We start from the raw sequence: 19,887 nt of genomic DNA on the forward strand, positions 1-19,887 counted from the left end.
CCTCAGTCCTCGACACCGCGCACCAGCGCGGCCGCGTGTGACCGGCTACGCGCCCCGAGCTTGGTGAGCACGTTCGACACGTGGGTCTTCACGGTCGGCACCGAGATCTTCAGGCGCGCGGCGAGCTGGGCGTTCGACCACCCCTGCAGGATCCCGTCGAGGACGTCCCGCTCCCGCGGCGTCAGTTCCGGGAGCACGAACGTCGTCATCGGCGGCGGCTCCGAGGCGGACGCCGCCACCGCGGCGAGCGCACGCCGGGTGACCCGCGCGTCCAGCGCCCCCTCTCCGACAGCGACAGCACGCACGGCCTGGACGAGGGTCGGCGCGTCGACGGTCTTCAGAAGGAAGCCGACGGCCCCGGCGCGGATCGCCGCGAGCACGAGCTCATCCTCGTCGAAGCTCGTCAGCACGAGGACATCTCCCAGTCCGCGCTCCACGATCTCGCGGGTGGCCGAGACCCCGTCACGTCCCGGCATGCGCAGGTCCATGAGGACCACGTCCGGCCGGAGCGCCGCCGCGTTGCGGACCGCGACCTCCCCGTCGGCCGCCTCGCCCACCACGGCGATGTCGTGCGTCTCCAGCATGATGCGCAGGCCCGCCCTGATCGCGCCGTGGTCGTCGGCGAGCAGCACGGTCGGCGCGGTCATGCCCGCACCTCCACCGGCAGTCGTGCCTCGACCAGCCAGCCGTCGGGCTCCGGTCCGGCCCGGAACGTCCCGCCCAGGGCGGTGATGCGCTCCCGCAGCATCTGCAGCCCCCACCCGTCGCCGCCCTGCCCGGCGGTCGCAGTCGGCGCCCCGCCTCGCGACCGCACCGCGACGCTGGCCGCCCCGTCGGCCGGGCCGATCGTGACCTCGACCACCGCCCCGTTGGCATGGCGGACGCAGTTTCCCAGCGCCTCGCGCACCACCCGCACCACCGCCTGCTCCCCGCCCCCGCCGAGCGCGCCCGGATCGTCGACGGCGAGCCGCACGTCCAGCCCCGAGCGCCGGGCCTCGGCGGCAAGGCGGTCGAGGTCGGCCCACCCCGGCGTCGGAGCGAGCGCGCCGTCGCCGCGGCGCAGCACCCCGATCATCGTGCGCAGGGCTCCGTGCGCGTCCAGCCCGGCATCCCGCACGGCCTGCAGCGCGGCACGGTGGTCGGACCGGTCCGGCGGAGCAGCGAGCGCCGCCTCGGCCCGGATGGCCATCGCCATCACGTGCCCCGCCACCACGTCGTGCAACTCCCTGGCCATGGTCTCCCGCTCGCGCTGCACCGCCTGCACCCGGTCTTTGGCGGCGGTCGCCGCGGCGTCTTCCGCCCGCTGACGGTGCAGCTCGGCCAGCTCGTGCGCCTGCGACACCGCCACCGCCCACCAGTAGTCGGTGCCGAAGATCGCTCCGAACTGCACGCCGAACAGCAGCGCGACCGGTGGTTCTGCCCCCGAGAAGAGCAGGGCGGCGAGGAAGAGCGCGATGGTCGCCGTGCCCAGCAGCACCAGCAGCACGCGGCGCCCACGCGGGCCGGCGAGGAAGGCCGCCGTCCACAGCACGTCCAGCAGCACCACCAGCGTCCCGACGCCGCCGACGGTGACAAGGTCGGCGACGAAGAGCACGGTGACGAGGGCCAGCACGGTCCACGGGTGCCGACGCTTGCCGAGGGCCAGAGCGCAGGCCGGGATGGCGAGCACCAGCGCCCACCACGGCGAGACGTCCTCGGGCAGCAGCGAGAAGGGGCCCCAGATCCCGTGGAACCCGAGAGCAGCCATGATCGTCGCGAGGACGGCCATGCCGACGGGGTCCACCCACCATCGGTGCCGCCGGTACCAGGCGGCGGGCCCTCCGTCGGCCGGATCGTGCATGCCCTCATGCAACCACGGCCCGCACTCCGTCGCATCCGACCAAAGGATGAGGGGGTCTGAACGACCCCGACTTTCGCCCAATCCGCGTTCGCCCAGGGGTCGGGATCGTAAAGGCATGGAACTCTTCGGTGGGCTGCCGCTGCCCCTCTCCCTCGCCGTGCTCGCGCTCATCGACGGTCTGAGCGTCGGGACACTGCTCATCCCGGTCTTCCTGCTGCTGCACCCCGGGCGTGTGCGCGCCGGGCGGATCCTCGTCTATCTCGCGACGATCGCCGTGTTCTATCTCGTGGTCGGACTCCTCTTCCTGTGGGGGCTGGTGAACCTCGTGGACGTCGCCTCCGACTTCCTGGGCTCCCCGGCGGGAATGATCACCCGCCTCGTCGTCGGCGCCGCCCTCCTCGTCACGGCGTTCGTGATGCCGACGAAGCCCGCCGAAGCAGCGCCGGGCGGGGCGCCCACGGCCGCCGTCGCGACGCCGGATCCCGGCATGCCGGGCAGAGACCCCGTGTCGGCATCGGGCGCGCAAATGCAACCTCCCGCTCCGTCCGCCGCCACCGCGACGGCCGCGCCCCGGCCCGGACGGATCACCCGCTGGCGGGAACGACTGCTCGACCCGAAGACGCGCGGGTTCGCGGTCATGGCCGTCGCCATCGCCGCCGGCCTCGTGGAGGTCGCGACGATGCTGCCCTACATCGTGGCGATGACGATGCTGGCGGACGCCGGCGTCGACACCTCGCTGCGGATCCTGTCCCTGGCCGGATACTGTGCGCTCATGATCGCCCCGGCCGTCGTGCTCCTCGTGCTGCGGCTGGTGGCGGCCCCGCTCGTGCAGCGGCCGCTGGAGCGCTTCGCCGCCTGGATGGAGCGGACGGGCGCGGAGAACACCGCCTGGATCATCGGCATCATCGGCTTCCTCATCGCCCGGTCGGCCGCCACCGAGCTCGGGCTCTTCGGCGCGATCTTCTGACCGCGACCACGGCGACGACGAAGTAGGCTCGTCGGGTGCGTCTCGTCATCGCCCGCTGCTCGGTCGACTACACCGGTCGGCTCAACGCCCATCTTCCGCTCGCCACCCGCCTGCTCGTGCACAAGGGTGACGGGAGTCTGCTCGTGCACTCCGACGGCGGCAGCTACAAGCCGTTGAACTGGATGAGCCCGCCGTGCGTGCTCGCCACCGAGGACCCGGGCGAGGAAGAAGCCGGCGCCGGCGTCGTCGAAGTGTGGCGCGTGACCCACAAGAAGACCGGCGATGCCCTCCGCGTGCAGATCTACGAGGTCATCCACGACTCCAGCCACGAGCTCGGGATCGACCCCGGGCTGCAGAAGGACGGCGTCGAGGCGGACCTGCAGCGCCTGCTCGCGGAGCAGGTGGACCGCGTCGCCGAGGGTGCCACCCTGGTGCGTCGCGAGTACCCCACGGCCATCGGCCCGGTCGACCTGCTGGTGCGCGACGCCGACGGCGTGGCGATCGCGGTCGAGGTCAAGCGCCGCGGCGACATCGACGGCGTCGAGCAGCTCACCCGCTACCTCGAGCTCCTGGGTCGCGACCCCCACCTCGCTCCGGTGCAGGGCGTGTTCGCCGCCCAGGAGATCAAGCCGCAGGCCCGCGTCCTCGCCGAGGATCGCGGAATCCGCTGCCTCGTGCTCGACTACGACGACATGAAGGGCATCGAGTCGGGCATCCCCCGCCTCTTCTGATCCTCAGCGCGTCGAGACCAGGCGCGGCTGCGGACCCTCGAGCCGCGCGATCGCGATCTTCACCTCGGTGAGCTCGTGCTCGATCCGGTCGAACTTCGCGTCCTGGATCGCGAACCTCTCGTCAATCGCGGCGAACCGCGTGTCCATCCGACCGATCATCCAGCCGAACCCGCTGATGATCGCGACGAGAGTCGTCGCGGCCGTCGCCAGCATCGTGATGACTTCCACCGACACGTACATGCCCCCATTCTCACCCGTGATCCCGCCGCTGTCACGACTCTAGGTCGACGTGAAGGGTGTTCACGTGTTCGGTGGATAAATCCGTTTCGTGCACACCTGTGCAGGACGGGCGGGCACCCGTTCGCGGGACCCTAGGCTGAAGGCATGCCCTCTTCGCCTTACTCGTGTGTGCTCTGGGACGTCGACGGGACCATCGTCGACGCCTCGGTCGGGATCCTGCGTCGCCTGAACATCGCCCTGACGCACTTCGGCCATCCGGCGCCGACGCGGGAAGAGCTCGTGCATTGGATCGGCCCTCCCATGTTCCAGTCCTTCCAGGACCAGGCGGGGATGACGCCGGAGCAGTCGGCCGAGGCCGTGGCGTTCTACCGCACCCTCGGCAAGGCCGACGGGTACACGACCGACGTGCAGACGTATCCGGGCGTCGCCGAGCTGATCCACGACCTGCACGCGGCGGGTGTCCCCCAGGCGACGGCGAGCTCGAAGCCCGAGAACCAGGTCGACGCCCTGGTCGATCACTTCGGACTCCGGCCGTCGTTCCTCACGACCGTGGGCGCCACACCGGACGAGGCCACGCTCGCCTCCAAGACCGACATCGTCGCCGAGGCGCTGCGACGGCTGCGCGAACTCGGCGCCGACACCTCCCGCCCTGTCCTCGTCGGCGACCGGCATCATGACGTCGAGGGCGGTCTCGCCAACGGCGTGCCCGTGATCTTCGTGGGCTGGGGATTCAGCGACCCGCACGAGGGCGACGACGCGGCGTTCCGCGTCGCGACCGTCGACGAGCTGCGCGCACTCCTCCTGCCCTGACCCGCCCGAGGCCGCCAGGGAAGACGAAACTCCCCGCCGGGTCAGCGCCTGCGCGTGATTCCGACGGGGAGTTCCCGGTGTTGCTTCCGCCTCAGACGGGGCGGATGTTCTCTGCCTGCAGGCCCTTGGGGCCCTGCGCCACATCGAACTCGACCCGCTGGTTCTCTTCGAGAGAGCGGTAGCCGGATGACTGGATGGCGGAGTAGTGCGCGAAGACGTCAGCGCCTCCGTCGTCGGGGGAGATGAAGCCGAAGCCCTTCTCCGAGTTGAACCACTTGACCGTGCCCTGGGTGCTCATGTACTGCCTGTTCTGCTGATGTAGAAGCCGACGCAGGGGTGCACCGACATCGCTAACGCTAGTGGAGGGGACCCCCAGCGGAATAGTCGTTGCGAGAAGGTAATCCAAATGTTGCATGAGCGGACGCGCCCGGAAAATGGTGTGGCCCTCACCGCGGGGGGAGCGATGAGGGCCGAAGACGACCGGAGGGTGCGTCAGAAACAGCCTAACCCCTCCACCCGCTTCTTGTCCCCCTTTTGGGGGACAAATCTGAAAAATCTTCGTGGCGACCGGCCGGAGAGCGGCCCTCTCGAGGAGTTCATTGGGGACTGAACTACTCGAGAGGGCCCAATCGCATGCACGGATCGTCCGGCCCGTGGGGAGGGCCTCCGCCTCCTGGGGAGAGGCGTAGACGATCGATCCCCTTGCATGCACTTTCACCCTAGGGGAGGACGCGATCTCCCGCCATGGACCTTGACAGACGCAGGGGTAGCCTGAATCGGTGACCATGCTGAACAAGGACATGACGCTCTGCATCTCGCTGTCGGCACGGCCGAGCAACAACGGCACGCGCTTCCACAACCATCTGTACGAAGCCCTTGGTCTGAACTGGATCTACAAGGCCTTCGCTCCGACCGATCTGAGGCAGGCGATCGAGGGGGTGCGCGGCCTCGGCATACGCGGGTGCGCCATCTCGATGCCCTACAAAGAGGACGTCATCGCCCTCGTCGACCGCATGGACCCCTCAGCGCAGGCCATCGATTCCGTCAACACGATCGTGAACGATGACGGCGTGCTCACGGCCCACAACACCGACTACTGGGCGATCGCGCAGCTGATCGCGGAGAACGACCTCGACCCCGCGTCCTCGGTCCTCCTCCGCGGTTCGGGCGGCATGGCGAAGGCCACGGCAGCCGCGTTCCGCGACGCCGGCTTCTCGGACGTGACGATCGTCGCCCGGAACGAGACGGCCGGCCGGGCCCTCGCCGAGCTGTACGGCTTCGCCTGGCGCGCGGAGGCCGGAGACACCACCGCCGACGTGATCGTGAACGTCACCCCGATCGGCATGGCCGGGGGTGCGGAGGCGGACGCACTCGCCTTCCCCGAGTCCACGGTGGACGCCGCTGGAGTCGTGTTCGACGTCGTCGCCCTGCCCGCCGAGACCCCGCTCATCGCCGCCGGTCGAGCCGCGGGCAAGACGGTGATCACGGGCGCCGAGGTCGCGACGCGACAGGCGCTCGAGCAGTTCGTCCTCTACACCGGGATCCGTCCGTCCGCAGAGCAGGTGCGCGCCGCCGAGGAGTTCATGCGGGCGGGAGCGTGAGGCGATGAGCCCGGGTCAGGACGCGCGACCCTCGGCCAGGTAGCCCAGGCGGTGCAGCGTCTCGGCGTTCCGCCAGCGGAGCATCGGCGTCGTCAGGAACCGGGGCACCATCGTCGCCGGGCCCTTCACCGGCTCCTCATCGATGCGCACCTGGCATCCGGTCGGAGTCGACCGCGCGCGGATCGTCACCTGCGCCTCGCCGACCGGCCAGCCGCGTGCCCGCATCACGGCGCGGTGCGGGGGGTGCCACTCGACCAGCTCCGTCGTGTCGTCGAGGAGCGCGGGCCACGTGCCGACCGAATGGTGCAGCTGGGCCCCGGCCGCCGGCCAGGAGTCGTCCACGTCACGCATGCGGGACGCGCCGACCACCCACGCGGGGTAGAGCCAGCCGTTCGCCAGCACGCGGAACACGTCATGAGTGCTGCACGTCAGGTCGCGGGTGTTGGTGGCCATGGTTCCTCCGTTCCCTGCCCATCCTGGGTGCTCCGAGCGTCGGTCGGACAGGTGCTTGACATCGGCGGCACCGGCAGCCCGGCTAGCACAATCGATCCGAAGTCGCCTCCCCCTTGGGCCCCCTCGCGGCCACGTGACAGGGTCGGATCATGCTTCAGCGACTGACTTCCCGACTGTCCGACGGCCTCGACGCGGTCCTGCACGAGGACTCGCCGTCGCTGCTCACCCGGGGCTACGACTTCGGCGAGCGCATCTGGCGCCGAGCCCGCCCCGGCGCCCGCTCCGCCCCGATGCGCCTCCTCGGGCACCCCGCCGCCTTCGTCCGCGGAGCCGAGGGGGTGGAGCTGTTCTACGACGAGAGCCGCATCGCCCGCGCCGGCGCCATGCCGGGGGTCATCCGCGAACCGCTCTTCGGGCACGGCTCGGTGCACGCGCTCGACGGCGCGGCGCACCGCCACCGCAAAGCCACCTTCGTGGAGGCCGCGTACGAGGATGCCCAGGTCGAGCGGCTCACGCCCTTCCTCGAACGGGAGTGGGCGGCGGAGCTCGAGGACTGGCGCGCCGGCGGCACCCGGACCGCGTACGACGCCGCCGTCGGTGCGTTCGGTCGCGCCATGATGCGGTGGGCGGGATTGCCCGGCACGGCCGCGGCGCACACCCGATGGGCAGCCCGACTCGCCCAGATCGTCGACGGATTCGGTGCTCCCTACTCCCCCGCCTATGTCGAGGCCTTCGCGAACCGCATCTTCTCCGACCGCCATGCGCGACGCCTCATCGAAGCCGTCCGCGCCGGCGATCTGTCGGCCCCCGAGGGCACGGCACTCGCCCTGTGGGCCGCGCACCGCGACGAGACCGGGGCGCTCCTGCCCACCCAGGTCGCCGGCGTGGAGCTGCAGAACAGCATCCGCCCGATGATCGCCGCCGCGCGGTTCGTGGCTTTCGCCGCGAAGCAGTTGCACGATCACCCCGAATGGCGCACTCGGATCGCCGCCGAGACCTCCGAGCGCGGGGCCCTGGTCGGGGGGACCCTGGCGACGATGTTCGCGCAGGAGGTGCGGCGGACGGGGCTGTTCGTGCCGATGCTGCCTGGTCGCACCACCACCGAGGTCGAGATCGAGGGGGTGACCGTCCCGGAGGGCGGCCGGGTCGTGCTCGACATCCTCGGCACGAACACGGATGGGCGGTCGTGGTCCCACCCCGAGCGCTTCGCCCCCGAGCGCTTCACCGACGTGGACGACTACGAGGACCTCGTGACCTTCGTCCCGCAGGGCGGGGGCGACGTCGCCACCGGACACCGCTGCCCTGGGGAAAAGCTCGTCATCGCCGGCCTCTCCGCCGCCGTCGCGGTGCTGAGCGACCCGGAGCTGACGGTGCTCGACGAGGGACTCGACGTGAACCGTCGCCGCCTTCCCACCAGGCCCTCCTCGGGTGGGCGGGTGCGTGCCGCCGGTTCCGGGCGCGGCTGCCCGTTCCACTGAGTCCTGGGATCGCACGTCGTCCACGACCTGTCAACCGGGTGGCCATGCTGCCGCTCGCCCGAGAGCGTGGAGGGACGACGGACATCGAGACGTGGAGGACATGATGAAGGCACTCACCTGGCAGGGCAAGCGGAACGTGACGGTGGAGGAGGTCGCCGACCCGGTCATCCAGCAGCCGGCGGACGCCATCGTCCGGATCACCTCGTCGGCCATCTGCGGATCCGACCTGCACCTCTACGAACTGCTGGGCCCGTTCCTCGACCGCGGGGACATCCTCGGGCACGAGCCCATGGGCGTCGTGGTGGAGGTCGGCGCGAACGTCACGAAGCTGAAGCCCGGCGACCGCGTCGTGATCCCGTTCAACATCTCGTGCGGGGTGTGCTTCTTCTGCCTCCGCGGGCTGCAGTCCCAGTGCGAGACGACCCAGGTGCGCAAGTACGGCAGCGGCGCGGCACTCTTCGGCTACACCAAGCTCTACGGCCAGGTCCCCGGCGGGCAGGCCGAGTACCTCCGCGTGCCGCTGGCCGACTACAACCACATCCCGGTCGGGCCGGACCTGCCCGATGAGCGCTACCTCTTCCTCAGCGACATCCTGCCGACGGCATGGCAGGGCGTGGAGTACGCGCAGCTTCCCGAAGGCGGGACGCTCGCGGTGATGGGACTCGGCCCCGTCGGGCAGTTCGTCAGCCGGATCGCCCGGCACCGCGGCCACCGCGTCATCGCGGTCGAGCCGGTGGCGGAGCGGCGCGCGATGGCGGAGCGGCACGGCATCGAGACGCTCGACCTCACGGACACGGCCATCGAGGAGATCCGCGATGCCACCGAGGGTCGTGGCGCCGACGCGGTCGTGGATGCGGTGGGCCTGGAGGCACACGGCAACAGCGGCGTGGAGTTCCTGCAGAAGGCGGTCGGACTGTTGCCCGATCCCGCGGCACGGCAGATGCTCGACAAGGCCGGGATCGATCGTCTCGCCGCCGTGTACGCCTCGATCGATGCCGTCCGTCGTGGGGGCACGGTCTCGCTGAGCGGTGTGTACGCGGGCGACGCCGACATCCTGCCCATGAAGACCCTGTTCGACAAGCAGATCAGCATGCGCATGGGACAGTGCAACGTGAAGAACTGGATCGACGACATCCTCCCGCTCGTGGAGGACCCGTCCGACCCGCTCGGCGTGATGGATCTGACGACGCACCACGCGGCCCTGGAGGACGCCCCGGACCTGTACCGGACGTTCCAGGAGAAGAAGGACGGCTGCATCAAGGTCGTGCTGCACCCCTCCGCCGCCTGACGGATCGTCGAGGGGCTCCAGAAGCAACCCGGGTTGACAGCATCGCTGCCAGCAACCTAGGTTGACATCATGGAGTCCCTCGACATCGCCCGCGCCGCCGCGGACACGACCGATCCCCGTGCCGGGCTGCGCGCGGTGGCCTCGTTGCGGACGCTCGCCGACGCTCTCGAACTGCGCCAGGTGGAGGCCGGGCTCCGCGCCGGGATGAGCTGGCAGGCCGTCGCCGACGCCCTCGGGGTCACGCGGCAGGCCGTGCACAAGAAGCACAGTCGTCGCATCGATCCGACGATCCCGGTTCCGCGGCGGAACGCATGAGCCGGTTCACGCAGGCCGCTGCGACCATGCACACCCTCTCGCTCGCGGCGATGGAGGAGGCGTCACGCCTGGGTGTCCGCGATGCCGACATCGATCACCTGCTGCTCGCGCTCACGCTCGATGCCGACACCGGCGGACAGGTCCTGCGGCGTGCGGGCGTCGATCTCGACGCCACCCGGACGGCGGTCGAGGCGCAGCACGCCGGACAGCTCCAGGCCGTGGGCGTGGACGCCCCTTCGATCGGCCCCGGTCGCATCGTCTTCCACGAGACCGAGGGCTACGACTGGACGGACCGCGCCCTCGCGGTGCTCCGCGCCGCCACAGGGGGCGGCCGACAGGGCGACTCGGCCGCCGTGCTCCGCGCCCTTCTCGAGGAGCCCAGCGGCCTGATCACCGCCATCCTCGACCGGCTCGCCGTGACGGCGGACGACATCACGGTGCAACTGGATGAGGTCGAAGCCGCAGCGCGCCCGCTGCAGCGACGGCGGGAGATCTCCGGGATCTCCGGGTCACGCTCGATGTTCATCCCGGCCGCCATGACGGATGTCTGGACACTGCTCTCGACCGCCGACCGTCTCCCGGATTGGGATCAGAGCGTCGCCACCATCCTCCCGGGACCCGAGGACGGTCCCTGGGAGGCGTTCGCCCCCACGACGGCCCCCGACGGACGACCACTCCGGCGCAAGCCGGCATTCCATCGCCTCCGGGTGACCCGTTCGGCGCCGCAGGATCCCACACACGTGGCCTGGCGCTTCGAGCATCCCGACGCCCCGAACGCGAACCCGCGCCTCCTCGCCCTCGCGCTCGAACCGGCGGCGGGCGGCACACAGCTCCGGGCGACGCTGACATGGGAGACCAGGCCACGCGGGCCGATCCGACGAGCGCTGCGGTCGCCCTTCGCGCCCCTCCTGCGCGGGCTGGTGTTCATCCAACTCGTGCAGGTCGAGAGCGGAATCAGTCGGGTCTTCCGCTGATCGGTCGCTCAGCCCTCTTCATGCCGCGGACCGACGCCGGGCTCCTTGCTGTGGGTCGACTCGTAGGCGGGCTCCGGTGGATTCTTCGACGCAGGGTCCACGCGGGCCGCGTTCCCCGCGCCGGCGTCGGCTCCGGCCCCGCCGGCCGGCACGTCCTGAAGAGCGTCCGGATCGTCGCCTCCGCGCTCGGCGAGGTGTGCCGCGATGCCTTCTCGCGAAGGCTCCTCATCGGACTCGACGACGTCCTCCTCCTCGGGTCGCAGAGGCTCCTCCGGCTGCAGCGGCTCATCCGGGTACATGAAGGCCTCCGGGTTCGACATGACGCGCTCCTCTCGTGACGGAGACTCCAGCGTGCGTCGGATCGGCGCTCAGGACAGGCCCGTTGACACAACGGTGGCACCCCGGTAGCCCATCGCCCGGGTACCGGCGGGTGCCACGATCGAGCGCCGCACCCGCCGGGCCGGAGTCCTCAGCTCTTCGCGCCCTTGCGAGGCTTGAGGAACTCGTCCGGGGCGTTCTTCGCGCGCTTCGCCGCCCGCTTCTCCTTGAGAGAGAGCTGCGGCGCCTTCTTTCCGGCGCGACCCGGTGTGGACTTTCCTGACATGGCGCTTCCCCTTTGTGACTGGCTGGCGTAACCCCCGACCATACCCGGAAGCACAGGGAAGTCAAATTTCCCGCTGAACGGGAGAAAAACGCCTGAGCGAATCGCTCTGCAACCCTGTACGGAACCGTGATCGTCTCTCACTTCTTTTGAATGACTCAAAATAACGTGGTACGGTCGGAGGACAGCAACCGGTCAGGCAGACCGCTCCGCACGCCACTCAGAGGGCCGCCTGCGGAGGCGCGCCGCCGCAGCCCGTGCGCCGGAGTCGGGGAGAGCACCCCCCGCGGTCCGACGTGCGCAGCGCGAGGGACACACGTCCCTCGGCGCGAGCCTGCCCATCCGCCCCGAGAGAGGAATCCCCATGCCAGAGACACGACCCACCGACCATCGCCGCACGGGGTTCACCTCGATGCCGCATTCCTTGGGTCGCGGCGGCCGCGAGGACATCGTCTGGGAGGCGCTCGAGCGGGTGGATGGGAAGCCCGCGCCCGCGATCGGCGTCATGCAGGCGGCGATGGGCACGGAGGCGCAGATCCGCCTGACCCAGGACGTGATCCGCGCCTACCTCGATGCGCAGGGCGTCCGCGACACCCGCGAGTGGGCGGCACGCCGAGGCGGTGTCGCATGAGGCGTCGACTCCGCTCCGACGTCCGGGAGCACTCCGACACCGTCCTCCGCCTGCAGCCGGCAGAGCTCCACGAGACCGCACCCTTCGCACCCGGCGACGACCGCTTCGTCGCCGAACTCGCCTCCCCCGGCCTCGGGGCGTGCTCATTCGTCCTCGGTCCGCAGGGCACACCTCCACCCGCGTGGATCGTGCTCGATTATGCCGACGGGCAGCAGCGCCGGTGGCGGCGTGCGCGGCGGGCAGGCGATCGGCATTTCTTCACCCTCGCGGAGGACACCGCGAGCGCGGGATACATCACAACTGTTGCCTGAGGCAACTTTGAGGCGTACCCTGGACACATGACCACCGGCGAAGACGTCGCCGGCATCCACCTGGCCCTCGTCCGCGTGGTGTCGGAATGGAGTGAGAGCGATCTGCAACGCCAGGTCGCCGAGGCCGTCGACGTCGCCCTCGATCCGTCCGCCATCCGCGCGCTCTACCTGCTCGGGATGAACGGCGGTGCGATGGGCTTCGGCGACCTGGCCGCGCACGCGACACTGTCGCGGCCGACCACGTCGAAGCTCGTCGCCCGCATGGCGACGCAGGGCGTCGTCGACCCCGTGCGCTCGGGACGCACGGTCGAGGTGCGCCTGACGGACGCGGGCCGGACGGCCTATACGCGCCTGGTCGAGGCCGGCCATCGCATGGTCGGCGATGCGGTCGCAGGCTGGTCACCGGACGAGATCGACGGATTCCGCCGCCAGCTCGGCCGCTTCGTCACCGCACTGTCCGGCACGCCGCCGGTCGTGTCCATCAAGGAGGAAACCCCATGACCCGCACCTATATCGTCACCGGATCCGCATCCGGCATCGGCGCCGCCACCGCCGAGCTGCTCCGCTCTCAGGGCCACACCGTCATCGGCGTCGACCTCGCCGGCGTCGAGGTCGACGGAGATCTGTCCACCCACGAGGGGCGTCTGGCCGCGGCGAGCGCCGTGGTCGAGGCGGCCGACGACGGGATCGACGCCGTCATCGCCTGCGCCGGCATCTCGGCTCCGATCTCGAAGACGATGTCCATCAATTTCTTCGGCGTGACCGAGTTCCTGACCGCGCTGCAGCCCACGCTGAGCCTGGCCGATGCGCCGCGCGCCGCCGTGGTGTCGTCGATGGCCTCGCTGCAGCCGGTGTCGCCCGAGCTCGTCGACGCGGCCCTCGCCGGCGACGAGGCGCGCGCGATCGAGATCGGCGACCGCCTGGCCGCGACGCCCGAGGCCGGGTTCCTCAACTACTCGTCCAGCAAGCGCGCCCTGTCGCGGTGGGTCCGTCGCGAGAGCATCACCCCGGCGTGGGCGGGAGCGGGCATCCCGCTGAACGCCGTCGCCCCCGGCACCGTCATCACGGCGATGACCGCGGGCCTGCTCGACTCGCCCGAAGGTCTGGCCATGGTGGACGCCGCCGTGCCGATGCCCCTGAACTACCACCAGCCGGCGTCCTCCATCGCCGAGCTCCTCGTCTGGCTCACCAGCCCGGTCAACACCCACATGGCGGGTCAGACGATCTACTGCGACGGCGGAGCCGACGCCGTCCTGCGCGGCGACGACATCTGGTCCTGGAACGACGCCCCCCAGAGCTGAGACCTGCACTGCTCAGCCGCTGTTCCGGGAGCGCGGGTATCCTGAGGGTGTCTCCGGCACCCGGAGCAGCGGACGAGGGAGCAGTACCCGCACACGACGACTGACTCATGAAGGAGTCCGTCATGATCCGGTCGTTCATCACCCGCACCGACCTGCTGCGTGTGGCCCTGGGCTGGGGCGCGGTCGTCGCCCTGCTCGCCCTGCACCCGTTGCTCGCGCCTCCCGTGCCGGGACCACTCCTGGTCGTCGCCCTCCTCGCGATCGTCGCCGTGATCCTCGTGTGCGCGTTCGGCGTCGTGAAGCAGGCCGAGGCCCTCGCCCACCGGCTGGGCGATCCCTACGGATCCCTGGTGCTGACCCTGTCGATCGTGCTCATCGAGGTGATCCTCATCTCGGCGGTCATGCTCGGGCCGGGCGAGCACGCCACCATCGCGCGCGACTCGGTCATGGCCGTCTCCATGATCATCCTCAACCTCGTCATCGGCCTGGCCCTCCTCCTCGGCGGACTCCGCCATCGGGGTATGGCGCACAACCGCACCGGCACATCCGCGTACCTGTCGATGCTCGTGGTCCTCGTCGCTCTGGCGTTCGGACTTCCGGGGCTCATCGGCCACGGCGGTGCGTACACGGTCGGCCAGGAGATCCCGATCATCGTGCTCACACTCGTCCTGTACGCGTTCTTCCTGTTCCGGCAGATGGGTGCGCAGGCCGATGACTTCACCGAGGTGGACGAGAGGCTGCGGCCAGCCCACACGGCGGCGAACGCGGCACCGCGGACCCCCATCCGCGCGGTGCTCGCGGCCCACCGCGTCGAGGTGCTGACCCGCCTCGTCCTCCTCGTCATCACCGTCGTCCCCATCGTGCTGCTCTCGCACGACATGGCGGCCCTGCTCGACGACGGTCTCGGCCGGCTCGGCGCTCCCGTCGCCCTGGCGGGGCTGCTGATCGCCGGCATCGTGTTCCTCCCGGAGTCGATCACCTCGATCCGCGCGGCCCTGAACGGCGAGGCCCAGCGCGTGAACAACCTCTGCCACGGGGCGCTCGTGTCGACGGTCGGCCTGACCATTCCGGCGGTCCTCCTGATCGGCATGCTCACCGGGCAGCAGGTGGTGCTCGCCGAGTCGCCGGCCAACCTCCTCATGCTCGCCGTCACCCTGCTGCTGTCGGTGACGACGTTCGCGGCGAAGCGGGTCACCGCGATGCACGGGGCCGCGCACCTGGCGACCTTCGCCGTCTACGTGCTCATCCTCTTCAGCTGAGCCGCCTCAGCGGGTCAGCTCGGCGTGGACGGGCTTCGGGATGAAGAGGGAGAAGGTCAGCGCGCCTGCGAGCACGACGGCGCCGGTGAGGAGCGCGGCGACGTAGCCGCCCGCCGCATCCCCGCTGCCGCCGAACGAGGTCTGGGCCGCGTAGATCACGACGAAGCTCAGTCCCGCCCCGAGGTTGATCGCGCCGGTGTTCAACCCGGGGAGCGATCCCGGCCGCTCCTTCGGCGACAGCACGACGCCGAGGCCGTTCAGCATGATGTTGCCGATGCCGGCGTACGTGACGCCGGCCGCGACCGAGAGCAGCAGCAGGGTGACCCGGGAGGACGTCCCGACGTTCGCCACCATCAGCACGAGCACGACGATCGTGCCGATCAGTCCCACCCGGAGCATCGCGCGGTAGCCCACGGTCGCCGCGAGCCGTCCGGTCAGCGGTCCCATCAGCAGGCCGGCGAGCGCGTACGGCATCAGGATCCAGAACGACACCTCCTCGGCGCTCATGGACAGACCCATGCCGGTGTCCTGCGCCAGAGCGGGGACCACGCCGTTCATCACCGCGAAGATGCCGGAGAGGGTCAGCAACGAGGTCGCGCAGAGCGCCCAGGTGGAGCGCTGCTTCAGCTGAGCGGGCGAGACCAGCGGGTCCCGCAGCGCGCCCTCCAGCTTCCAGAAGGCGAGGAACGACACCACGGCCAAGACAGCCAGCACGATCACCAGGAGCACGTCCGCCTCGGCGAGCTTCCCGAGCTCGTTCAGGGCGACGAGCATCGACCCGACGGAGACGACCAGGAGCAGCGACCCCCACCAGTCCATGCGCGGACGGTCCTCCGCCATCGTCTCCGGGGCGAGAAGGCGCACGACGAGCGCCGCAGCCACCGCGACACCGGCCATGGTCCAGAAGATCGAGGCGAACCCGTGGTTCGTGGCGAGGTAGCCGCCGAGCAGCGCGTCGCCGCCCGCGATCCCGCCGTTGACGGCCGTGACGACGCCGAGCAGCGTGCCGTACATCTTCGGGTCCGCGACGGCCGCGCGCAGCATGATCAGGCACAGCGGTACGACGGGACCGGAGACGCCCTGGATGAGGCGGCCGACGAAGAGCATCGGGACGTTCGTCGCGAGCGCCGCGACCACGCAGCCGACCGCCATCACCACGAGCATGCCGACGAGCACGCGCCGCCGTCCGATGAGGTCGCCCAGCCGCGGGAGGAACAGGGTGAAGAGGGCGGCGGCGGTGAAGAACACCGTCTGGGTCGCCGCGATCTCCGATGCCGTCGCGTCGAGCTCGCGCTCCATCGTGACCAGAGCGGGGCTGAGCATGCTCGCGTTGAGCTGGAACGCGAGGCAGGCCGCGAGGAGGGCGACCATCAGCGGGGCGACGGCCGTCCGGGGCCGGAGGGCGGTGGTGTGCATGTCGTTCTCACTTCTTCGTGTCGGTGCGGGGGCGCCGGAATGCGTAATCCTTTACGCGCGGCTTATCTTGGGAGTCGAGGCGCCGGTGTCGGCGCCCGACGGGAGTCGAGGTGCGGATGAGGAAGCCGTCGGTGACGCTGCACGATGTGGCAGCCGCGGCCGGGGTGTCGATCGCCACGGTGTCCCGCGCGCTGAACGGCAAGGAGCGCGTCTCCGGAGCCACCGCCGAGCATGTGGCCCGGGTGGCCGAGCAGCTCGGGTATCGGGTCAACCTCATCGGCCGCGGTCTGCGCGAAGGCACCGGCGCGACCATCGGCGTGGTCGTCCCGGTGATCAGCAACCCGTTCTACGGTGAGCTCGTCCATCGCCTCGAGGACCATCTGCAGCGGCGGGGATTCGACCTCGTCATCGCGGACTCGCACGGCGAGGTCGACCGCGAGCGCGCGCGCCTGCGCATGCTCGTCGAGCGCCGCGTCGAGGGGGTCTTCGTGGTCCCGTCCGATGCGGAGCTGTCGTTCGACGCCGTCGCCGATACCGCCCAGCGCCTTCCCCTGGTCCAGGTGGACCGGAGGGTGCTGGACCTGGATGCCGACTTCGTGGGGGTGGACAACGATCATGGCATCGGGCTCGCCGTCGACCATCTGGTCTCCCGCGGCGCCTCTCGCATCGTCCTCGTGTCGGGCAACGACGTCACGTCGGTCGGCCGCGAGCGCCGCGCCGCGTTCGAGGCGATCGTCCGCGCGCGGTCGCTGCCGGTCGAGGAGAACGTGTTCGGCGAATACCTGCTCGCCTTCGGCGAGTCCGCCGTCACGGAGCTGCGAGCGCGCGGTCCGCTCCCGGACGCCATCGTCGCGGGCGACGACCTCGTCGCCGCCGGTGCCGTCGCCGCGCTGAAGCGCGCCGGCCTCCGCGTCCCCGACGACATCCTCATCACGGGATTCGACGGCACCATGCTGGCGGACGTGTGCGAGCCGCGTCTGACGACCGTGGTCCAGCCGTTCGACGAGCTCGCCGCGGAGGCGGTGGAGGCTCTCGTGCAGCGGAGGGAGGATCCGGACGCCCCGTACGCCCTGCGCCGCGTGGCCCCGACCCTGCGCGTGGCCGAGTCGACGTCTCCCGCGCCGGGCGCGTGACCCTCAGGCGAGTGCTGCGACGGCATCCGTCACCAGGTTCCAGAAGGCCGGCACGTCGAGGGTCAGCGCGACGTCGGCGTTCGGCTCCTTGCCGAGCATGTCGTGGAGGTCGACACACGTCGCCCCTGCCGTGAACTCGCCGGCCGTCTCTATGTCGACATGGCAGCGCTGCACCGTGGCGACGGCACGATCGATCGCGATGGCGACGGTGATGGGGTCGTGCAGCGGTCCCTCCGGCATCCCCTCGGCCTTGTCGTACGACGCGGAGAAGAAGCGCAGCAGTTCCACGCCGAACGCCGCCGTGCGGTTGCCGACCGCCGCGATCCGCTGCACGACCTCTTCGGTGATGAGCGCCTGGTGGGAGATGTTGAGGCCGACCATGGTGAGCGGCAGACCGGAGGCGAACACGACCGCCGCGGCCTCGGGGTCGGCCCAGGCGTTGAACTCGGGATAGGCGCCGACGTTGCCGCGTCCGGTCGATCCGCCCATCCAGATGATCTCCTTGATGTTGCGGGCCGCCTCCGGGTGCTGCTGGAGGAGCAGGGCGATGTTCGTCAGCGGGCCCGTGGGGATCACCGTGATCGGATCCGCGGAGGCCTTCAGGGTCTCCGCGAGGAAGTCGACGGCGTGCCGCGGGTCGAGCGGGACCGTGGGCTCGGGGAGGACGGGTCCGCCGAGGGCGTTGTCCCCGTGGATCCAGGCCCCGGGGGTGAGCTCGCGGCGGAGCGGCTTGTCGGCTCCCGCAGCCACGGGGACGCCGGTCACGCCCGCGACCGTGAGGGCGATCTGCGCGTTCCTGGTGGTGTGTTCCAGGTAGCCGTTGCCGCCGACGGTCGTGACGCCGCGGAGGTCGATGCGCTCGTCTCCCGCCGCCAGCCAGATGGCGAAGACGTCGTCGTGGCCGGGGTCGCAGTCGAGGAGGACGGGGACGGGCATGGGGTGCTCCTTTGCAATCGGGTGTGCGTAAACGTTTACACTCTTTCTCATGAACGTCAAGCCGGACGCTGTCCTCGCCCCTTCCCTCGTCGTCGTCGGGAGCGCCAATGTCGACCTCACCGCCTTCGTCGATCGGCTGCCGACCGCCGGCGAGACCGTCGCCGGGGGCCGGCTCTCGCGCGATCTCGGCGGCAAGGGCGCCAACCAGGCCGTCGCGGCGGCCAAGCTGGGTGGCCGGGTCCGGATGGTGGGGGCCGTCGGGGCCGACGCGGACGGCACCTGGATGCGCGATGAGCTCGGCCACGCCGGCGTCGACACCGCGCACCTGCGCACGGTCGCCGCGCCCACCGGGACGGCCCTCATCGTCGTGGGTGCCGACGCCGAGAACCAGATCGCGGTGTGCCCCGGCGCGAACGAGCTCGTCTCCCTCGAGGGCGTCGCGGTCGGGCCGGACGAGGCCGTCCTGCTGCAACTGGAGATCGCGATGTCCGTCGTCGAGAGCGTCGTCGCCCGCGCCGAGGGGTTCGTCGCCGTCAACGCCGCCCCCGCACAGCCCCTTCCCGACGCGCTGCTCCAGCGGGTGGATCTGTTCATCGTGAACGAGACCGAGCGCGAGCTGATGCCGGAGCTGGCCGATGCCGCCCTCGTGGCCGTGACCTACGGGGCCGCGGGGGCTGCCCTGTTCCGCGGCGGCGAGGAGATCGCACGGGCGGACGGCGTGCCCACCCGCGCGCTCAACACCGTGGGGGCGGGAGACGCCTTCTGCGCCGCGCTCGTGCTCGCCCTGCAGAGCGGACTGCCAGCGCAGTCGGCCCTGCAGACGGCCTGCGCGGTGGGCGCTGCCGCCGTCGCGCACCTCTCCTCGCAGCCTCCCTTCGACCCGCTCGCGCGCTACGTCCCCGCGCCGTAGCGGCGCCCGTCGACGGCGGTCGGTTCAGGACGCGGCGCCGGCCCCGCGCAGCGCGCAGCGAAGATCGCTCGGCGGCACGAAGTCCGCGGTGAGGGACCAGTCGGCTTCCTCCCCGGCGGGGACCTCCACCGTCGCCTGACCGGACCCGACGACCGTGGCCGCGTCGGTGGTGAAGAACACGGTCACGACGTACGTCGCATCCTCGTCCGTGGGATTGCCGACCACGCCTTCCGCCGTCCCGCCGTCGTCCTCCGTGGTGCAGGTCGTGATCTGAGTGCCGGCGCGCACCTCCGGAGCGTCCGGCACGTCCTCCGGTACGCTCGTCGCTCCGACGACCCCTTCTTCTTCACCGGGGATCTGCGGCGCTCCGTCCGCGGCGGTCGGGGTGGGGGTCGGCTCCTCCTCGGCCGCGGAGCAGGCGCTGAGCAGGAACACGGAGATCAGGAGCGGCGCCGTGAGACGGGCGATCCTGCGGTGGCGTGCGTACATCATGGGCTCCTCCTTCGACCCGACCGTGGGGGGGGGGGGGGGGGGGGCGCCCCCCCCCCCCCCCCGCGGGGGGGGGGGGGGGGGGGGGGTGGGGCGGGGGCGCGGCCGGGGGGGGGGGGGGGGGGGGGGTGGGGGGCGGGGGGGGGGGGGTGGGGGGGGGGGGGGTGGGGGGGGGGGGGGGTGGGGGGGTGGGGGGGGGGGGG

Annotated in this window: 25 protein-coding genes; 15 read left to right on the plus strand and 10 right to left on the minus strand. The window is 71.0% G+C overall.

Features of this window, described 5'->3' with window-relative positions:
- Window positions 1-2: 2 nt before the first annotated feature.
- On the minus strand, window positions 3-647 hold the full coding sequence (locus M4D53_RS11585; RefSeq protein ID WP_259954143.1) for a response regulator: 645 nt from the start codon (window positions 645-647) through the stop codon (window positions 3-5).
- Complete coding sequence (locus M4D53_RS11590) at window positions 644-1,840, minus strand: sensor histidine kinase (protein WP_259954144.1); 1,197 nt, start codon at window positions 1,838-1,840, stop codon at window positions 644-646. The genes M4D53_RS11585 and M4D53_RS11590 overlap by 4 nt, the downstream gene beginning before the upstream one ends.
- 115 nt (window positions 1,841-1,955) lie before the next feature.
- Here M4D53_RS11590 and M4D53_RS11595 point away from each other — a divergent pair, with 115 nt between their 5' ends.
- A complete protein-coding gene (locus tag M4D53_RS11595; RefSeq protein ID WP_259954145.1) occupies window positions 1,956-2,807 on the plus strand; it encodes a GAP family protein in 852 nt (283 codons plus the stop codon).
- A gap of 35 nt (window positions 2,808-2,842) precedes the next feature.
- Window positions 2,843-3,538 carry an endonuclease NucS gene (gene nucS / locus M4D53_RS11600; protein WP_187662827.1) on the plus strand — a complete coding sequence of 232 codons (696 nt, stop codon included), beginning with the start codon at window positions 2,843-2,845 and terminating at the stop codon, window positions 3,536-3,538.
- 3 nt (window positions 3,539-3,541) lie between these two features.
- Here the strand turns inward: nucS and M4D53_RS11605 are convergent, their stop codons facing one another.
- Complete coding sequence (locus M4D53_RS11605; RefSeq protein WP_259954147.1) at window positions 3,542-3,778, minus strand: response regulator; 237 nt, start codon at window positions 3,776-3,778, stop codon at window positions 3,542-3,544.
- Window positions 3,779-3,922: 144 nt separating this feature from the next.
- Between M4D53_RS11605 and M4D53_RS11610 the strand changes: the two genes are divergently transcribed.
- Window positions 3,923-4,588 (plus strand): HAD hydrolase-like protein, encoded by a 666-nt coding sequence (locus tag M4D53_RS11610; RefSeq protein WP_187662826.1) that lies wholly within the window; start codon window positions 3,923-3,925, stop codon window positions 4,586-4,588.
- A gap of 91 nt (window positions 4,589-4,679) precedes the next feature.
- Here M4D53_RS11610 and M4D53_RS11615 read toward each other — a convergent pair whose 3' ends face one another.
- On the minus strand, window positions 4,680-4,886 hold the full coding sequence (locus tag M4D53_RS11615; protein WP_017203899.1) for a cold-shock protein: 207 nt from the start codon (window positions 4,884-4,886) through the stop codon (window positions 4,680-4,682).
- Between the two features lie 487 nt (window positions 4,887-5,373).
- Here M4D53_RS11615 and M4D53_RS11620 point away from each other — a divergent pair, with 487 nt between their 5' ends.
- Complete coding sequence (locus M4D53_RS11620) at window positions 5,374-6,189, plus strand: shikimate 5-dehydrogenase (protein WP_396817471.1); 816 nt, start codon at window positions 5,374-5,376, stop codon at window positions 6,187-6,189.
- A 15-nt stretch (window positions 6,190-6,204) separates the two neighbouring features.
- Here the strand turns inward: M4D53_RS11620 and M4D53_RS11625 are convergent, their stop codons facing one another.
- Window positions 6,205-6,642 carry an SRPBCC family protein gene (locus tag M4D53_RS11625; protein ID WP_259954156.1) on the minus strand — a complete coding sequence of 146 codons (438 nt, stop codon included), beginning with the start codon at window positions 6,640-6,642 and terminating at the stop codon, window positions 6,205-6,207.
- A 149-nt stretch (window positions 6,643-6,791) separates the two neighbouring features.
- Here M4D53_RS11625 and M4D53_RS11630 point away from each other — a divergent pair, with 149 nt between their 5' ends.
- The 4 genes from M4D53_RS11630 (at window position 6,792) to M4D53_RS11645 (ending at window position 10,697) form a co-directional block, all read left to right on the plus strand.
- A complete protein-coding gene (locus M4D53_RS11630) occupies window positions 6,792-8,120 on the plus strand; it encodes a cytochrome P450 (protein ID WP_259954158.1) in 1,329 nt (442 codons plus the stop codon).
- A 103-nt stretch (window positions 8,121-8,223) separates the two neighbouring features.
- The gene (locus M4D53_RS11635; protein ID WP_259954172.1) at window positions 8,224-9,408 is read left to right on the plus strand and encodes a zinc-dependent alcohol dehydrogenase; all 1,185 of its coding nucleotides are present in this window, start codon (window positions 8,224-8,226) and stop codon (window positions 9,406-9,408) included.
- 69 nt (window positions 9,409-9,477) lie between these two features.
- Window positions 9,478-9,723 (plus strand): hypothetical protein, encoded by a 246-nt coding sequence (locus M4D53_RS11640; protein WP_259954159.1) that lies wholly within the window; start codon window positions 9,478-9,480, stop codon window positions 9,721-9,723.
- Window positions 9,720-10,697, plus strand: coding sequence for an SRPBCC family protein (locus M4D53_RS11645; RefSeq protein WP_259954160.1), 978 nt, complete (start codon window positions 9,720-9,722; stop codon window positions 10,695-10,697). The genes M4D53_RS11640 and M4D53_RS11645 overlap by 4 nt, the downstream gene beginning before the upstream one ends.
- Before the next feature lie 8 nt (window positions 10,698-10,705).
- Here M4D53_RS11645 and M4D53_RS11650 read toward each other — a convergent pair whose 3' ends face one another.
- Together M4D53_RS11650 and M4D53_RS11655 are read right to left on the minus strand one after the other, a co-directional pair.
- Window positions 10,706-11,017 (minus strand): hypothetical protein, encoded by a 312-nt coding sequence (locus M4D53_RS11650; RefSeq protein WP_187662820.1) that lies wholly within the window; start codon window positions 11,015-11,017, stop codon window positions 10,706-10,708.
- Between the two features lie 149 nt (window positions 11,018-11,166).
- Entirely contained in the window at window positions 11,167-11,301 is a 135-nt protein-coding gene (locus M4D53_RS11655) for a hypothetical protein (protein ID WP_255218720.1), read from the minus strand.
- 361 nt (window positions 11,302-11,662) lie between these two features.
- Here M4D53_RS11655 and M4D53_RS11660 point away from each other — a divergent pair, with 361 nt between their 5' ends.
- From M4D53_RS11660 to M4D53_RS11680, 5 genes are all read left to right on the plus strand, one after another.
- Window positions 11,663-11,929 (plus strand): hypothetical protein, encoded by a 267-nt coding sequence (locus tag M4D53_RS11660; protein WP_187662819.1) that lies wholly within the window; start codon window positions 11,663-11,665, stop codon window positions 11,927-11,929.
- Complete coding sequence (locus tag M4D53_RS11665; protein ID WP_187662818.1) at window positions 11,926-12,240, plus strand: hypothetical protein; 315 nt, start codon at window positions 11,926-11,928, stop codon at window positions 12,238-12,240. The genes M4D53_RS11660 and M4D53_RS11665 overlap by 4 nt, the downstream gene beginning before the upstream one ends.
- Window positions 12,241-12,267: 27 nt before the next feature.
- Window positions 12,268-12,741, plus strand: a complete 474-nt coding sequence (locus M4D53_RS11670; protein WP_187662817.1) for a MarR family winged helix-turn-helix transcriptional regulator — start codon at window positions 12,268-12,270, stop codon at window positions 12,739-12,741.
- Window positions 12,738-13,541, plus strand: coding sequence for an SDR family oxidoreductase (locus M4D53_RS11675; RefSeq protein ID WP_259954161.1), 804 nt, complete (start codon window positions 12,738-12,740; stop codon window positions 13,539-13,541). The genes M4D53_RS11670 and M4D53_RS11675 overlap by 4 nt, the downstream gene beginning before the upstream one ends.
- Before the next feature lie 122 nt (window positions 13,542-13,663).
- Entirely contained in the window at window positions 13,664-14,800 is a 1,137-nt protein-coding gene (locus tag M4D53_RS11680) for a calcium:cation antiporter (protein ID WP_259954162.1), read from the plus strand.
- Window positions 14,801-14,806: 6 nt separating this feature from the next.
- On the opposite strand, the gene uriT is transcribed toward M4D53_RS11680, so the two are convergent.
- Window positions 14,807-16,216 carry a uridine transporter UriT gene (uriT, locus tag M4D53_RS11685; protein WP_259954163.1) on the minus strand — a complete coding sequence of 470 codons (1,410 nt, stop codon included), beginning with the start codon at window positions 16,214-16,216 and terminating at the stop codon, window positions 14,807-14,809.
- A 131-nt stretch (window positions 16,217-16,347) separates the two neighbouring features.
- Here uriT and M4D53_RS11690 point away from each other — a divergent pair, with 131 nt between their 5' ends.
- A complete protein-coding gene (locus M4D53_RS11690; RefSeq protein WP_259954164.1) occupies window positions 16,348-17,349 on the plus strand; it encodes a LacI family DNA-binding transcriptional regulator in 1,002 nt (333 codons plus the stop codon).
- A 3-nt stretch (window positions 17,350-17,352) separates the two neighbouring features.
- Here the strand turns inward: M4D53_RS11690 and M4D53_RS11695 are convergent, their stop codons facing one another.
- Entirely contained in the window at window positions 17,353-18,285 is a 933-nt protein-coding gene (locus M4D53_RS11695) for a nucleoside hydrolase (RefSeq protein ID WP_259954165.1), read from the minus strand.
- 49 nt (window positions 18,286-18,334) lie between these two features.
- On the opposite strand from M4D53_RS11695, the gene M4D53_RS11700 reads away from it, so the two are divergent.
- Entirely contained in the window at window positions 18,335-19,195 is an 861-nt protein-coding gene (locus M4D53_RS11700) for a ribokinase (RefSeq protein ID WP_259954167.1), read from the plus strand.
- A gap of 24 nt (window positions 19,196-19,219) precedes the next feature.
- Here M4D53_RS11700 and M4D53_RS11705 read toward each other — a convergent pair whose 3' ends face one another.
- Window positions 19,220-19,687: a YdgH/BhsA/McbA family protein gene (locus M4D53_RS11705; protein ID WP_259954170.1), complete on the minus strand. Its 468-nt coding sequence runs from the start codon at window positions 19,685-19,687 to the stop codon at window positions 19,220-19,222.
- Between the last annotated feature and the right edge of the window lie 200 nt (window positions 19,688-19,887).

It is taken from the genome of Microbacterium meiriae (assembly GCF_025143875.1).
Taxonomy (GTDB): Bacteria; Actinomycetota; Actinomycetes; order Actinomycetales; family Microbacteriaceae; genus Microbacterium; species Microbacterium meiriae.